Raw genomic sequence first — 15219 nt, forward strand, 5'->3', positions numbered from 1 at the left:
GGAGCCCCCTTTGGCGGAATCGCAGGTTACCAAATATGAGCCGTTACTTTACGGCTCGGTAGCCCGCTTTTTCCGTTAAGGGGAGCAGCCTAATGCCGCCCTTGCTTTTTTCGTTAAGAGTTATTATTGGTGCGTTTATCTCCTATGTACAGTGCTATTGCTGCAATCAGCAGTGGGAGCGTACCTTTTCCGTATGCCGCCGCAGCTGCGGCGGCAAGGGCGATAAAGCTTAGCTTTATCGCCGCAAGTACGGTCTCTGCTTTGCTTTCGTGAGCTGAGCCTGCGGTGAATTCCGCTATTATGGCTCCGCCGTCAAGACTGCGGTAGGGGAGCATATTATATGCCGCCGCCATAAGATTCAGCAGGGGAAAAGTTCCGCCGCAGCCCGTCAGCTTCATAAGAATATACATAATAATATTAGCCGCAGGTCCTGCAAGAAGCACGAAAATACTGCTCTTTGCGGATATCATGCGGCTTTTTTTCCTTTCCATGCGGATACCGAAGCCGCTGAGCTCCACAGAGCCGATACTTCCGCCCACAAGCATAAGAGCAGCAATGTGCCCTGCTTCATGGACTGCGCAGACCGTGTAGAAAGCCAGAACAAGTCTGCTGTCACGGAGCAGGAATATCAGCGCATTGAACACAAAAAATGAAAAATAGACGCGAAATGCGGCTTTTCCAAGTCTAAAGCTTATCAATATAGCTCAGGATATGGTCAATTGGGTTGGTTATGATGTTTTTGTCCTCGGTCACAAGTCCGCGGAGCTTGGCAAACACAGCTCCGGTAATATCGGGATAAAGCATATTTCCTGCAATAAAAAGGACTCCGAGCAGTATGCATATGACTGCTTGTGTAGCTATGATATCGTCGGCACGGTTTTTCCGCTTTCTGTCGTAGGACTCAATAAGCGCTTCAGTGCTGTCCTCGCTGTTATCTTCGAGGATATCCTCGTTTTCCATACTATCACCTCTGTAGATAAATATGCGGAAAAAATCGAAAAATGCAGAAAAATCCATGTTTTTTTCGCTGCTTTGAGCTAATAATACTTTTGCGGAGTTATTCCGCACTTAAAATCAGAGGTAAATGCTTATGAAAATAAACACTTCCGCTGCATTGCTGACTGCGGCTGTCATGCCATGTACGGCAGTTTATGCTGCCGATAACACTAAGGTAGGCTACGGTCAGGGTACGAATGTTGACGAGAACAACCGTCCCGTAGACGCAGTGCAGTTCAACAGCCGATTCGGCGACCTTGATGCCTTCGCCCTGTCGGAGGACGATAAAAGAATAATCATCACCTTTGATCAGGGCTATGAAAACGGCTATACCGCTAAGATACTTGACACACTGAAAGAAAAGGACGTTCAGGCGATATTCTTTCTGACAGGTCCTTATGCACAGACGGAGCACGACCTTGTTCAGCGTATGATAGACGAGGGGCATATCCTCGGAAATCACGGCATGACTCACGCAAGTCTGCCAACGCTCTCCGATGAGGACGCAAAGAAAGAGATAATGTCGCTTCACGACTATGTCATGGAAAACTACGGCTATGAGATGCAGTATTTCCGCTGCCCATGCGGCGAGTACTCGGAAAGGGCTCTTGAGACCGCAAAGAACTGCGGCTATAAGACCTTGTTCTGGAGCAGTGCCTATGTGGACTGGAATACAAACTCACAGCCGTCGCCTGCGGAGGGGCTTAAAAAGCTCGGCGACGCGGCACACGGCGGAGAGATACTCCTGCTCCACTCAGTCTCGGCAACAAATGCGGAGATACTGGGACAGTTGATTGACGACTTTCGTGCTAAGGGATTCGAGGTATAAAAAACGGGGACACTAACCGCAACACTTATATAGAAGCTTACAGTTAATTATGGGGGAAACCTTTCTGAGGAAAGGTTCTCCCCCATACCCCTTTCCAAAGACTTTTATCTGGTTTTTTCGCAGATAGGGCGCTTTTTAAATAAAAAAAAACCGCAAAAATGCAGATGCGCCCTATCTGTGAAAAAACAAAACGAAAGTTTTAGGGAGAGAGTTTGAGAGAAGCCCCTTTTTCAAAAGGGGTTCTCTCAATAATAATTATAAAACTTCTATATGAGTATCATGGTTATGTGTCCCCGTTTTTGCTGGCGAATATTATCCGCATATGAGCAAATAGGTTTTTTATACCGCAGTTACTTCCTGAAAATCTGAATGGGATTCCAAAGGCGGCGCCTCGCAAAGGGTGACTCCCTACAGTGTAGGGAGATGTCCGAAGGACAGAGGGTGCCGGACACGATTAGTGTCGCCTTGCAAGAGAAGGCGTTCCCTTGAGTGGGACGTCGAGGACGCCGTCCCCTACATTTATGCTAATCTGCCCTTGATGATGATAGTGCTTACGCCAGCCTGTGCCGACCACTCGCCTGTATCTTCGTTCTGGATAAACTGTGCCGCAGGAACGGTTATCTGACCGTCAAGGCTTGTAAATACTCCCGTATCGGGATCGTAGGCGTAGTTTGTGCCAGAAGCCCATGCTTCGCCGTTGAACTCAGCAGTAAGCTCGCTGAGCGCAGGATCAAAGGTGTCGCTGAAAACAACATCAGCAGAAGCCTCAACAGGAACTGCGCCGAAATTCTGGATAACAAAGGTGTAGGTCACCTCGCCGTTTTCCTCAACAGCCGCAGGACTGAGGGACTTGCTGATCGCAAGGTCAACGCCCTCGGCATAGGTGATAGTCTCGGAAGCTGTGATATTGCTGATACCGTCGCCGCTGACTGTAGCTGTATTTACTATCTCAGCATTTTCGCCGAGAGGTGCGAAGCTGTTTGTCTCAGCTGAATATACCAGCATAGCATTGCCGCCTGCGGGTACGTTGATACCCGTAACGGTAAGGGGCGAAACTGAGGTCACAGTGGGTGCTGCCTGCTGCACTCCGTTTACATAATAGGTCAGGGAGCCCTCATTGTAGGTCAGCGGTACGGCTGTGCCGCTTTCTCCGAAGCTGTATTCGCCGAGGTTATCTGTAACGGTAAGGTCTCTGAAACAGGAAGAGCCTGTATTCACAAGGCTGATGATATAAACGACCTCGCTGTCTGCGGTGTAGGTGTCGGAAACAGCGCTCTTTGAAGCTGAAAGAACGTCGATTATCTCGCCTGCGGTTATATTAGAGCTTGTAACTGTGCCGTTATAGGACAGTGTAGCCTGATTGAAAAAAGTAGCCATATAATTATCCTCCATATGGCGGAAGCTCCGCCGTACTAAGGGAGGGAGATTTCCCTCCCTCATTGATATTATATGCCTGGCGGAGTTTTTAGTGATTAGTGGTTAGTGAGCAGATATTACAGTGAAAAGGAATTCGTGTTTGCAAAAAAAATAAAAAAATGCTAAAATAGTGTTACACTTTCCTACAGGGCTGCGTTACTATAGGTGAAGACGGATCCAGTCTGAAAAAACAGCAAAGGAGAATGCATATGACCGATAACGAGATATTAACGCTTATGCGGGATACTCCGCCTCAGGGGCAAAAAGCACTTTTCGATAAATACTACAGATATGTCTACACTATTGTACAGAGAATACTAAGAGGCTTCGGAAGTCCCGACGACTGCGACGAATGTACCATAGATGTGTTTGCTTCGGTGATGATGAAGCTGAAAGGCGCAGAGATAGGAGCTCTGAACTCCTATATCGGAGCTGCGGCGCGTAATGCTGCTATAAGTATGCGGAGAAAGCTTGCCGCAAAAACAGGGCTCAACGATCCCATTGATGATGAGAATATGGCTGAGATTGCCGAGGATACCGATGTAGCGGCTGAGGCTGAAAAGAACGAGCTCTCGGAGCAGCTCCTCAAATGCATATCCGAGCTGGGCTATCCCGATTCGGTCATTATCATTCAGAAGTACTACTACAGCAGGAGCTCAAAGGAGATAGCAGAAATGACGGGCTTGAACGCGGCAGGCGTGAGAGTTCGCTGCGGACGGGCTATGAAGCGATTGAAGAAGCTCCTTGAAGAAAACAACATCACCCTGTAAAGGAGGATAAATATGAACAGCAAAAAGAAGATAATAGATACCTTGCAGAATGCGGACAAGGCTTCTGTTGAGAAGCTCATGGCTGAGGAAACAAAGAAGAACGAGATATATGCAAAGGTAATGGAGCGCGTTTCGGACGGCTCTGAAGGCGGTTTTGCGGAAGAAGTAAGCGGTGTTGAGCATTACGACAGAAAGATAAGCATGACGCGCATAGCTTCAATAGCGGCTGCGGCAGTTCTTGTCACAGGCGGAGTCCTTGCAGGCTTTAAGCTTATGAAGAACGACAGGCTCAATAACAATCACAACAGCAATATAGAAAGCACTACTGAAACAGAGAACACTACAAGAAACGAAGTTCCTTATGAAATAAACAAAAATTCGATACAGCATATTGTAGGTCGTGACTGGAGCTACCATAAATTCTCATGCGATTATGAAATAAGAAGCAATGAGTATGACACCTCCACTAAATCTGAGCCTTATACTATAAAGGGCTCCTGTAAGCTGGATAATGATTCAAAAACAGGCTGGAACAGAAACGAGATAATTTATGACGAGCCCGACCACGAGGAGAAAATAAACAATCTCATATATGAGTACTCATTCAATGGGTACAGAATATACACAAATGAGACCTATGAGGGCGATATAAAAAATAAAAGGTACGATGTAAGCTTTGGCGCAGACAGCGAAGAAATCAATCTTGATAAGCTTCCGCGTACTTACGGCTGGCTTTGGTCTTTTCTTGATGATACAAGCAAATGGGACATAAAAGATGACAAGACGGAAAACGGCAGAAGAATAGTTACTGTTGAGGGCGAGTGCGGTCATGACATTGTGACAAACGGTGCAAGCATGAAGTTTACTGCTGATATTGATGCAGAATCAGGCATAGTTCTTTCCGAGGTATATAAAAACTTCAGCGAAGAGGTCGTATATGAGGTAAAGTATACTAATTACAAATTCGATGATGAAGCTGAAGCGCCTATGGCTCCTGCTGAGTTCAAGCAGTTTGTCCTTGACGGAGGATACGATAAGTACAGACATTCTAAGTATGATCTTGAAGTCCTTGACGGCGTATCGCCTGCCACAACAACTGTAGCATATACGCCTGTGACCGGGACTATAACCACCGAGGCACACCCTGTTCCTGATGAGCTAACAGGTGATTTCCTCCGTGAGAGAAGCCTTAACGCCACACATTACTATGATAAGTTCTCGGCGGAATGGACCACATCACGCCAAACGAACTACGGCGATGAAAACGGACCTTTCTATGCTGATTGTCAGGGTACCATAAAAATTGATAATACCACCATGACAGGTGAATATAATCGAACGGAATTTGGAACAGACGGAACCCCATATGACTATACGCATTTTTACTTCCTTAACAATATCTATATAACAGCTGACGACTACATCGGAACTGAATATATAGCATCTCATAAGGGCGCTGAATACAAAAGTATCGACAACGAATTTTTGTGGTGGTGGACTAAGCCAGACAGAGTATTATTTGAATATTACGGCGGCTTTAAATATATCTGCATGGATAATGAAAGAGAAAGAAAGTATGACGAGATAGATGATATTATCAACGAGTCTGAATGGACGATAACAGGCGAAAGATATGAAAACGGCAGACGTATAGCAAGCGTAAGCTTCAGCTATGAGCAGCTCCATGAAGGTCAGTATGAACCCATGATAATTACAGCCGATGTTGACGCTGAAACAGGAATCTGGCTTGCAAATGAGCTTTACTACATGACTGATTCAGGCGAAAAGGGAATGCTTCATAGCAGCTTCAAGGCGATGAATTATAAGTTTGACGACGAAGCAGAAGCTCCCATGAGCAAAGACGAAGTAATAAAGTATCTTGATGAAAACGAATTCAACTTGGTACAAGCTCCGAATTATTGAGCATAAAGCGAAAGGCTTCCCAAAAGGGAAGCCTTTTTCATATATTATCATAGTCCAGACCGTACTGGTCGGCGTAATAACGCGCCTTCGGTTCATTTGCCGCAAGGTATTCTCCGCCGTATTTGTAGCAGGCTACCTGAACCTCTGCCGCCTCCTTGTCGCCGTTTGCAGCGGCTTTTCCGAAGTATTCGGCAGCTACGGCGAAGTTCTTAGCCGTGCCCCAGCCGTTGGTGTAGCAGTAGCCTAAAGCCTTCTGCGCCGCGGTATTTCGCTGAGCTGCGGCAAGCTCAAACATATCCTTTGCCGAGATCGTGTCCTGTGCAGTGCCCACGCCGTTGCACAGACACCAGCCGTAGGAGTACTGTCCGTTGGCGTCTTTCTGATTGGCAGCTTCTTTATACCACTTCACAGCTTCGGCGGTATCCTTGCTCACGCCCCAGCCGTTGAATAAGCACTCACCGTAGTTGTACTGGGCTCTGGGCAGACCGCCCTCCGCAGCCTTTCTGTAGCATTCAGCCGCCTTGAACTGGTCTTTTTCCGTGCCGCTGCCGTACATATAGCAGCCGCCCAGGTTATTCATTGCGTCAAGGTCGCCCTTTTCCGCAGCTTCTCTGAACATATTCGCGGCGGTTATCTTGTCCTCTGGAACTCCCGTACCAGACTGATAGCAGCAGGCAACATTGTAAGCAGCGCCGGCATGACCTTTCTGTGCAGCCATTTTAAGCCAGTATATAGCCTTTTCGTTGCTCTGCTCGATACCTGTGCCGAGGAGGTACATATTTCCGAGAGTAAACTGCGCTTCTGGATCGCCGTTCTGAGCGCGTTTCATAAGTCCGTTGGAGGTGCCGTCCTCTATCGGGATACCGTAGCGCTTGGAGTAGTATTCCGCACGTCTGCGGTCAGCATTGAGGCCGTTTCCGCCTATGATATAGCAGCGGATAAGAGCCTTCTGCGAGTCGTAATCGCCCTGCTCGGCAGCCTGCTCGTAGCGGTGGGCGGCTTTCGCAAGGTTCCTGTCAGTGCCCTGTCCGAGATAGTAGCAGTCCGCTAATTTTTTCTGGGAGCTGCAATCGCCGCGGTCAGAGGACTGAATGTACCAGTGTATAGCCTTAGCGTAGTCCTGACTGACTCCGCGTCCGTAAAAGAAGCATTCGCCAAGATTGAAGCAGGCGTCGTTGTCGCCGCCCTGAGCTCTGCGGAAGAGGTCCTCGATAAGGGTAGAACCGCTGACGAAGCTGCTGCTCTGAACGTCCGAGCTGTCGGGGAGTACCTCTCCTGCCTGCCAGCCTAAAGCCGCAGCTATGCTCCGCGCGATGAGCTCCGCCTTTTCCTCGTTGAGGTATTCGCAGATATCGGTCATGGCACGCTGGATAACTTCCTCGGCGCTTTTGCTGCCGTTTATAACAGCGGCGTTCTCACTTATGAATATCTCGCCGACGTCCTCGCTGAGAGCCACAAAGAAAGCCTTGTTCTCCTTGGATAGCTTTGGTGCAAAGTCGGAGAAAGCCGAGCAGAAGCGCTTGTGGTCAGTAAGGATATTAACGCCGAAGCGCTCTGTGACCTGTCTGACAGCGTCAGTGGTCTCTGCGAAAAGTTTGCCGTCCATTAAAGATGTTCCTCCATTATAATCTGGTATTGGTGTTGAATTTAGCCTTGATGATACGGGTGTTCAGCTGTGTGAGCAGAGAGCGCTCCAGTATCCTTTCGGCGTTGGTGAATGTGCCTGATTCAAGGGCGGCAAAGCCCTCTGTGACAAGCTCCTCGGCGCGTTCAAGGTCGTGCTCGTGGTTAAAGACATAGTAGGCGAGCACACGTTTTGCATTGGGCAGATTGTCATCGTAAATAACATTGCCTATCTTTTGAAGCAGCAGGTCGGCGTTTGCCTTGTTGGGCTCAACGTCCGAGAAGTAGTATATGAGCCAGTAGTATTTCAAGCCGTCCTGCAAGATGAAATCGCGTTCGCGCATTCTCTCCATTACCATATGGGAGGGCTGCCTCATAGCCTCGGTATTGCCTGTTTCGGCGAGATAGCCCATGTAGACCATGTAATACTGCTCCTGCTCAACAAAGGTGGGATTTTTGAATCCCAGTTCGCTGACAGGTTTCAGGTCGAGAGCAGAGAAGGTCTCGCCGTGTTTGAGTCTGCCGATGAGCTGTTCCACATAGCCGCCCAGTCTTTTCATGACGATAAGGTGCACGTATACCGTTATCAAAACGTATTTCAAGCTGAAAAGCAGCATAAAGCAGGCGAATCCCACTGCAAAGTATTCAGGAATGGTCTTTCCGCTTTTGAAAATGAGCTCCCGAAAAGCAAAGCATATTGCGGAAGAAACTGATATAAGGACTATTCCCTCGATGATATTAAGATAGACCGAGTCCTTATCATTGAAGCTGTCTATAGGTTTTCGGGTATCACGAAGAACACTGTGCTGTATCAGCGGGCTCTTCTTCGTGTATGAAAACTTCCACTTATCTTCTTCCTCTAAAATGAAAGAAAGCCCGAAAAACGACACCATTTTTACCCGGAATCTGAACAGGGGCGCGAATAAAAAGTCGGCAATGAGCAGTATTATATCCTTGGTATACATCGCAGGTAAAGATGCCATGAGAAATATACTTACAATAGTTTTGACAGACATTGCTTATCCTTTCTTACTGAAAAAGCTTATCCATATATGTTATGAGCTCGGATCTCATGACTGAGCTGTAGGAAAGATACCAGCGTCCGTCCAGCTCTACGAATGCGCAGCCGTTTCCCACGAAATCGTGTTCCTCGTTGCCGTCCTTGTAGTAAACGAGACCGCAGTCAGAACCTGCCGTAAACTCGGTGCTGAGAGTCTTGTTGAAGTCCTTGAGTTCATTTTCTCCTGTAGCTTTCAGAGTATCCTCGGCAAGGGAGGTAGTCCACTTTTCAGGGGGCACATCGGACTTTTCTGCCATTATCCTGCGGATATTCCCCATGGACTGCTTTATGGCGTCAATGACTGCCGAGCGCTTGAAAACCACCTGCGGATTCTTGCCGTCGAGGAGGTCGGTCGTGCCTATATATGCGTGATAAGCCTCTATTTCTTCCTTGCAGAACATATCATAGACCGCGTCGGCGTTGTTGGTGAGGTACGCATTGTAGTAAGCCTTAGCGGCTTCAAAGCTGCTGCCGAAGCCCGTTTTGGGTTCAGCCTTTGTGGGCTCTGTGGCTTTTTCAGCAGGCTTTTCAGCGGCGGCAGTAGTTGTAGTTGTTTCAGCAGCTTTTCCCGATGTAGTGGTTGCAGCAGTTGTAGTGGAAGAGCTGTCCGTGGACTTCTCTGTATCTGTAGTTGTAAAAGCCTCGTCAGAGGAAGTGGCTGTTGTGGTCTCAGAGGACGGCGATACAGAAGAAGAGGTCTTGCTTGAGCAGCCATAAGCTGCGGCAGACAGTATGACAGCTGTTGCAGCCGCCATAATGCGTGAAGTGATGTTCATATTTATCTCCTTAGAATTTATATATGACTATTATAGCTCTAAATCGCAAAAACGTCAATAGGGGAGAGAAGTGAATAGTGAGCAGCAGGAGAGGATACTATCCGCCCGAGCCATTAGCTTTTAGTTTTGTAGGGCGCACATTGTGCGCCCGTGTACTACCATTCATGATCGTTTCGGGCGAACACTGTTCGCCCCTACATAGCTCTTAGTTCTGCTAATAACTAAGAAAGGCGGACATAAAGTCCGCCTGTTATCAATAATCCTTTTTCTTTCCGCAGACCTTGCAGGTCTTTGAGATGAGTTTGAAATCTCCGCCGCAGTATACGCATTTTCCTGCGGTCTTGCGGCTTGCAACTACAGTCTCGTAATAAGCTGGGAAGTGTACGGCATTCTCCGCAAGATTGCTCCATGCGATGTTCAGAAGCTTCGGACATTCCGTAAAGCCGCCGCTTATCTTCTTGACAGAGGCAGGGATGCTTATCTGCTCAAGGTTGGTACAGCCGCTGAAATCTCCGATAGCTGTAGTTCCGGGCGGTACTGTAAAGGCTCTTAGACCTGTACAGCCGCGGAATCCGTCTACGCTGAGGACTCCTGCGGGTATCTCGACATTTCGCAGAGATACGCAGTTCTGGAAAGCAGAGGCGCATATGGTCTTTATGCCCCTTGACAAGCCCAGAGCCGAAAGAGCTGTGCAGTTTGCAAAGGTACATTCCTCGATAACGGATACTCCCTCGGGGATAACGACCTTTTCAAGCTTTTCGCAGCCCGAAAAAGCGTATTTTCCGATAATCGAAACATATTTCGGTATCTCTATGTTTTCGAGATTCTTACAGCCCGAGAACGCAAATGCACCTATCTCGCCGATACATTCGGGGAATTCGATAGATACAAGGCTTGTACAGTCCGCGAAAACGCAGTCTGCGATACGCTGCATATGAGGCGGTATCACGATACTTTTAAGGCTTGTACAGCCGCGGAACGCCCAGCCCTCTATATCTTTGAGGTCGTCAGGGAACTTTATCTCTTCAAGGGCAGTACAGCCGCGGAATGCATATCCGCCGATAACTTCGACCTTATCGTGAAGTATCACGCGCTTGAGAGTCGTGTTGTTTTCAAAGGCGTTTTCGCCTATTTTATGCACCTCGGCAGGTGCAGCCACCTCCTCGGCGCTGCCCTTGTATGCGATAAGAACTCCGTCCTTGACTTCAAAGTCGGCGCTGTGCTTCTTGACAGCCTTGACCTTTTTCGCCACGTTCTTGTGCTCTGATTTATACCTGTTTATAGCCTTTATTACTACAAAAGGCGTACTGCAGTGAGGACAAACCCAAGCGTCCTTCTGATTATCGACCTCTACGGTCTTTCCGCAGCTCGTGCAGATAGCATTTACAGTTGCCACATCCATACCCCCTGTTTCGTCATTTTATATTATTATTGTAGCATTTAAAGCTGTGAAAGTCAATAAATACAGCGCAAAACTCACAGATTATACATAACGGAGCACGTTTGTTTGTTGGAAATGCCGACCAAAAAATGAACGATTTGTTGCCCTTTGTAAACTTCACTTGCATAAAGGTTGACGAAATGATATAATTATTACATAATGCATATTAGGAGGCACAACATGAATGTAAACGACAAGATACACGGCTTTGCCGTTACAAGGACAGCTCCTGCCCCATGCAGCGGCTCGGAGCTCATAGAAATGCGCCACGAAAAGACGGGCGCTCAGCTTGTATGGCTGAAAAACGACGGTGAGAACAAGCTCTTTTCCATAGCTTTCAGGACTCCGCCCAGCGATGACACGGGAATATTCCACATACTGGAGCACTCCGTCCTCGGCGGCTCAAAGAAATACCCCGTAAAGGAGCCCTTTCTGGAGCTGATGAAGGGAACTATGAACACCTTCCTCAACGCCATGACCTATCCCGACAAGACCGTATTTCCTGTTTCAAGCCGAAACGACGCGGATTTCATGAACCTCGCAAGGGTATATCTGGACGCAGTCTTCGATCCTGCCATATACTACAACCCCAATATTTTCAGGCAGGAGGGCTGGCACATCGAAATGCGCAGCGAGTCCGACGAGCCAGTTTACAAGGGCGTTGTGTTCAACGAGATGAAAGGCGCTCTTTCCTCGGTATACAGCCGAATGGAGACCGAGATAATGGGAGCTCTCTTCCCAGATACCTGCTACCGTTTTGAGTCGGGCGGACTTCCCGAGGCTATCCCGAATCTGACAAACGAGCAGTTCATCGAGGGACACCGCACCTACTATCACCCTTCAAACGCCTACATATACCTTGACGGACCTGTGGATATCGACGCTGTGCTGAAGCTCATCGACAGCGAGTACCTCAGCCGCTTTGATAAGCGCGAGGTCCGCAGCGAGATACCTGCGCAGAAAGCCGTTGCGCCTGCTGTTAAGAAGTGCTTTTATGAGATAACTCCCGACGAGGAGGAAGCCAACCACACCTACCTTGTTATCGGCAAGGTGCTGGGCAGCTGGCAGGACCGCGAAAAGATAACTGCGGCTTCTGTACTTGCGGAGGCGCTCACGGGCAGCAACGACGCTCCGCTGAAACGCGCTCTCCTTGATACAGGGCTTTGTCTCGACGTATCTCTTGAAGTGAGCGACGGCATTTTACAGCCCTTCGGCTGCCTGTGCATAAACAATACCGACGAGGAAAACTGCGAAAAGCTGAAAGAAACAGTCCGCAGCGCAGTTACCGAACTCTGCGGCAAGGGTATTGACCGTGGGCTGCTGACGGCGGCTCTTAACCGCCTTGAATTCAGATTCCGCGCAGGCGGCGAGCCGAGAGGTCTTACGCGCAATATTTCCGCACTTTCCGCTTGGCTCTACGGCGGCGATCCGCTGCACTATCTGGAGCTTGGCGAGGTCTACGATTCGCTCCGCAGCAAGGTCGACAGCGGCTATTTCGAGGAGCTTCTGAGAGAATGGCTCCTTGATGACAACGGCAGGGCGGAGCTCTATCTGCTGCCGTCCCGAACCTACGGCGAGGAGCAGAAGGCGGCAGAAAAGAAGCGTCTTGCGGCTGTAGTTGACGGTCTTTCCTGCGAGGAGCGCTCCGTTATAGTCGAGCAGAACAGACAGCTTGATGAATGGCAGCAGTCCGTGGATACTCCCGAGCAGCTTGCCACAATGCCGCACCTTGCGCTTTCCGAGGTAAGTCCCGAGCCGCTGCACTTCGACACCGAGGAAACAAATGTGAACGGCGTAACTGTTCTGAAGCACACTGCACAGGATAAGGGCATCGCGGCTCTGAACCTCTATTTCTCGCTGGCTGACTGTAACGAGACACAGCTCTCCGCCGCAGCTGCGGCAGCCGAGCTTTTCGGCGAGCTGTCCACAGCAAAGAGTTCCGCGGCTGACTTACAGCGCAGGATAACAGGACTTCTCGGAAGTATCAATTACGGCGTCGATGTGTTCTCTAAAAACGGCGTTTCCGACAAGTGCAGCCCCTATTTCGCAGTAAAGGCGCGTTTCCTCGAAAAGAACACCGAAGAGGCACTTGCCCTTATCGCGGAGATACTCACCGAGACTGATTTCAGCGATATATCGGCAGTTACCGAGCTTCTCAAGCAGACCGACGAGAACTACAAGCAGAGCATTATCGCCAACGGTCATACCTACTCCATGGGACGTGTCCGCGCGGCGCTGTCTGCGGAATCCGCAGTGAACGAGCTGGTATCGGGCTATGAGGGTTACAAGAGACTTCACGAAGCAATAAAGGCTCCCGAGAAGCTGACTGCGGAAATAAAGGCTCTCAGCGGCAGAATGATATGCACAGCAAGGCTGACCGCCAGTGTTACGGGAAATGCGGATATAAAGCCACTCCTCGAAGCTCTCCCGACAGGTACTGCGGCTGAGCAGAGCGATATGAGCTTCAAACTGGATATCCCCGAAAAACAGGGAGTTATCATACCAGCGGGCGTATCATACTCCGCAATGGCTTTCCCTGATACAAACGCAGATACAGCGGTGAGAAAGGTGCTTTACCGTGCACTTTCCCTTGAATATCTCTGGAACGAGGTTCGCGTAAAGGGCGGAGCCTATGGCACGGGAGCTTTCATAGCGCCCTCGGGTGAGCAGGCGTTCTTCTCATACCGTGATCCGTCCCCTGCGGCAAGTCTGGATATTTACAGGAAGTCTGCGGACTTCATTGCTGATTACTGCGGCGGAGCTCCCGATATCACCCAGTATATCATAAGCACTATCGCCAAGGAGGAGCCCCTCATGTCCGACGGCAACAGGAGCGCCAAGGCTGACGGCTTGTGGTTCAGGGGCATTACCGATGAGGAACGTGCCGACGAGAAAAAGCGTATGCTCGGCGTTACTGCGGAGCAGCTCCGCACGGCAGCCGAAACTCTCAGAAGCTTCGGAAATGTGTGCGTAATGGGCACAGAGGCTGCAATGGAAGGACTTGACCTTAAAAAGGACAGTCTTGCATAAGTGAAAAAGCCCGAAGGCATTTGCCTTCGGGCTTTTCTTGTCATATGATTATACCGCTGAAATGGTCTATTTCATGCTGGATTATCTCCGCCTCGAAATCACGGAAGATATCGCGGCGGCGCTTGAACTTCTTGTCCATGTACTCCACGGTGATTATGCGGTGACGGGTAACGGGACGGACTCCGCTGAGAGACAGGCAGCCCTCCTCAGTGTCGTAGGTCTCCTTGGACTTGTCCACTATCTTCGGATTTATCATTGCGATGTACTCGTCGCCTATGAGTGCTACAAGTATGGTCTTGTGAACGCCTATCATATTTGCAGCCATGCCCACGCAGCGCTCCTCGTTTGCCTTTACTGTGTCCAGCAGGTCACGGACTGCCTGCATATCGGCTTTTGTGGCAGGCTCTGATTTTATGCTGAGGACAGCTTCGTCCTTGACTATGTCTTTTACCATGAAAATCTCCTTTCCAATGAAAAACGGGACAGTTACGTCCCGTTATTTTTATTAAAGTCCAAGATATTCCTTGAAATTGCCTGCAAGCATTTTCTGATTCTCTTCCTCTGTGAAGCCCAGCTTCAAAAAGCGCATGAACTCGTCCTCGTGGCTCCACATTGGGAAGTCAGAGCCGAAGAAGCAGTTTTCAACGCCGTATTTTCTGATGATATGTACGGCTCTTTCGGGAGAAAGGAATGCAAGAGAGCTGCTGAAATCGAATCTTACGTTTTCAAGTCCCGGCAGTATCTCCTCGGCTTCGCTCCACTGCTGATAGCCGCCCAGATGTGCCGCCATGAGCTGGAGCTTCGGGAAGTTATCGTGTATCCTCTTGATACGGTGAGGAGCCGAATAATCATATCTTGCGTCTCCGCAGTGTATAAGCAGGGGGAGCTGTCCCTCTATCTGCTCATAAATTTTGAATGCCTCGGGAGAGTCAGCGTTGAACTTCTGAAAATCGGGGTGGAGCTTTACTCCGTGGAGCCCGAACTTCTTTATCTGTTCGATGTCGGCTTCGATATTGGCGGAATCCGCATGGGTAGTGCCGAAGCCGTAAAAGCATTCGTGCTGGTCGCATTTCTTTGCGATAAATGTATTTATAGCGTCTGTCTGTCGGGGGGAAGTAGCAGTGGAGCACACAAGGTATTTTGATACTCCTATCTTGCTGCCTGCCTCAAGAAGCTTGTCTGTCAGACCGCAGTTGTTCATCGGTATGTCGTAGAAATGGCCGATACTTTCAGTAGCCGTTTCGGCTATCTTGTGAGGGAAGATATGGGCATGAGCGTCGATTATCTCATATTTTCCATAGACCTCGGGATTCATAGATACATCTCCTAATTACAAATTCAATGAACATTATACT

General features: G+C 49.0%; 13 protein-coding genes. 4 read left to right on the forward strand and 9 right to left on the reverse strand.

From position 1 onward, the window contains the following. Positions 1 to 113: 113 nt before the first annotated feature. A complete protein-coding gene (locus BT105_RS12440) occupies positions 114 to 644 on the reverse strand; it encodes a zinc metalloprotease (RefSeq protein WP_072301039.1) in 531 nt (176 codons plus the stop codon). Between the two features lie 40 nt (positions 645 to 684). After that, entirely contained in the window at positions 685 to 960 is a 276-nt protein-coding gene (locus BT105_RS12445; RefSeq protein ID WP_143186596.1) for a hypothetical protein, read from the reverse strand. A gap of 130 nt (positions 961 to 1090) precedes the next feature. Between BT105_RS12445 and BT105_RS12450 the strand changes: the two genes are divergently transcribed. Further along, positions 1091 to 1825 carry a polysaccharide deacetylase family protein gene (locus BT105_RS12450; protein ID WP_072301077.1) on the forward strand — a complete coding sequence of 245 codons (735 nt, stop codon included), beginning with the start codon at positions 1091 to 1093 and terminating at the stop codon, positions 1823 to 1825. A gap of 519 nt (positions 1826 to 2344) precedes the next feature. On the opposite strand, the gene BT105_RS12455 is transcribed toward BT105_RS12450, so the two are convergent. Next, positions 2345 to 3202, reverse strand: coding sequence for a COG1361 family protein (locus BT105_RS12455; protein ID WP_072301078.1), 858 nt, complete (start codon positions 3200 to 3202; stop codon positions 2345 to 2347). Positions 3203 to 3450: 248 nt separating this feature from the next. On the opposite strand from BT105_RS12455, the gene BT105_RS12460 reads away from it, so the two are divergent. Both BT105_RS12460 and BT105_RS12465 read left to right on the forward strand, forming a co-directional pair. Beyond that, a complete protein-coding gene (locus BT105_RS12460) occupies positions 3451 to 4011 on the forward strand; it encodes an RNA polymerase sigma factor (RefSeq protein ID WP_072301040.1) in 561 nt (186 codons plus the stop codon). 12 nt (positions 4012 to 4023) lie between these two features. After that, positions 4024 to 5934, forward strand: coding sequence for a hypothetical protein (locus BT105_RS12465; RefSeq protein ID WP_072301041.1), 1911 nt, complete (start codon positions 4024 to 4026; stop codon positions 5932 to 5934). Positions 5935 to 5971: 37 nt separating this feature from the next. On the opposite strand, the gene BT105_RS12470 is transcribed toward BT105_RS12465, so the two are convergent. The 4 genes from BT105_RS12470 to BT105_RS12485 all read right to left on the reverse strand — a co-directional run bounded on the left by BT105_RS12470 (position 5972) and on the right by BT105_RS12485 (position 10789). Next, the gene (locus tag BT105_RS12470) at positions 5972 to 7540 is read right to left on the reverse strand and encodes an SEL1-like repeat protein (protein WP_072301042.1); all 1569 of its coding nucleotides are present in this window, start codon (positions 7538 to 7540) and stop codon (positions 5972 to 5974) included. 16 nt (positions 7541 to 7556) lie between these two features. Further along, the gene (locus tag BT105_RS12475) at positions 7557 to 8540 is read right to left on the reverse strand and encodes a hypothetical protein (RefSeq protein WP_143186597.1); all 984 of its coding nucleotides are present in this window, start codon (positions 8538 to 8540) and stop codon (positions 7557 to 7559) included. 46 nt (positions 8541 to 8586) lie between these two features. Beyond that, positions 8587 to 9393: a hypothetical protein gene (locus BT105_RS12480; protein ID WP_072301044.1), complete on the reverse strand. Its 807-nt coding sequence runs from the start codon at positions 9391 to 9393 to the stop codon at positions 8587 to 8589. A gap of 253 nt (positions 9394 to 9646) precedes the next feature. Further along, positions 9647 to 10789, reverse strand: coding sequence for a leucine-rich repeat domain-containing protein (locus BT105_RS12485; protein ID WP_072301045.1), 1143 nt, complete (start codon positions 10787 to 10789; stop codon positions 9647 to 9649). Positions 10790 to 11014: 225 nt separating this feature from the next. On the opposite strand from BT105_RS12485, the gene BT105_RS12490 reads away from it, so the two are divergent. Continuing rightward, positions 11015 to 13864: an insulinase family protein gene (locus BT105_RS12490; protein WP_072301046.1), complete on the forward strand. Its 2850-nt coding sequence runs from the start codon at positions 11015 to 11017 to the stop codon at positions 13862 to 13864. 40 nt (positions 13865 to 13904) lie between these two features. On the opposite strand, the gene BT105_RS12495 is transcribed toward BT105_RS12490, so the two are convergent. Both BT105_RS12495 and BT105_RS12500 read right to left on the reverse strand, forming a co-directional pair. Then, positions 13905 to 14318: a peptide deformylase gene (locus tag BT105_RS12495; RefSeq protein WP_072301047.1), complete on the reverse strand. Its 414-nt coding sequence runs from the start codon at positions 14316 to 14318 to the stop codon at positions 13905 to 13907. Positions 14319 to 14369: 51 nt separating this feature from the next. Further along, on the reverse strand, positions 14370 to 15179 hold the full coding sequence (locus tag BT105_RS12500; protein ID WP_028514640.1) for an amidohydrolase family protein: 810 nt from the start codon (positions 15177 to 15179) through the stop codon (positions 14370 to 14372). Positions 15180 to 15219 lie beyond the last annotated feature (40 nt).

Origin of the sequence: Ruminococcus flavefaciens (assembly GCF_900119075.1) — a bacterium.
In the GTDB taxonomy this organism is placed as follows: domain Bacteria; phylum Bacillota; class Clostridia; order Oscillospirales; family Ruminococcaceae; genus Ruminococcus; species Ruminococcus flavefaciens_Q.

What these genes read in the sequence shown, in the direction of transcription:
- BT105_RS12465 (WP_072301041.1), top strand. Translation starts at nt 4,024, where the DNA reads ATGAACAGCAAAAAGAAGATAATAGATACCTTGCAGAATGCGGACAAG.
- BT105_RS12470 (WP_072301042.1), bottom strand. Translation starts at nt 7,540, where the DNA reads ATGGACGGCAAACTTTTCGCAGAGACCACTGACGCTGTCAGACAGGTC.
- BT105_RS12495 (WP_072301047.1), bottom strand. Translation starts at nt 14,318, where the DNA reads ATGGTAAAAGACATAGTCAAGGACGAAGCTGTCCTCAGCATAAAATCA.
- BT105_RS12500 (WP_028514640.1), bottom strand. Translation starts at nt 15,179, where the DNA reads ATGAATCCCGAGGTCTATGGAAAATATGAGATAATCGACGCTCATGCC.
- BT105_RS12455 (WP_072301078.1), bottom strand. Translation starts at nt 3,202, where the DNA reads ATGGCTACTTTTTTCAATCAGGCTACACTGTCCTATAACGGCACAGTT.
- BT105_RS12450 (WP_072301077.1), top strand. Translation starts at nt 1,091, where the DNA reads ATGAAAATAAACACTTCCGCTGCATTGCTGACTGCGGCTGTCATGCCA.
- BT105_RS12475 (WP_143186597.1), bottom strand. Translation starts at nt 8,540, where the DNA reads ATGGCATCTTTACCTGCGATGTATACCAAGGATATAATACTGCTCATT.
- BT105_RS12480 (WP_072301044.1), bottom strand. Translation starts at nt 9,393, where the DNA reads ATGAACATCACTTCACGCATTATGGCGGCTGCAACAGCTGTCATACTG.
- BT105_RS12460 (WP_072301040.1), top strand. Translation starts at nt 3,451, where the DNA reads ATGACCGATAACGAGATATTAACGCTTATGCGGGATACTCCGCCTCAG.
- BT105_RS12490 (WP_072301046.1), top strand. Translation starts at nt 11,015, where the DNA reads ATGAATGTAAACGACAAGATACACGGCTTTGCCGTTACAAGGACAGCT.
- BT105_RS12445 (WP_143186596.1), bottom strand. Translation starts at nt 960, where the DNA reads ATGGAAAACGAGGATATCCTCGAAGATAACAGCGAGGACAGCACTGAA.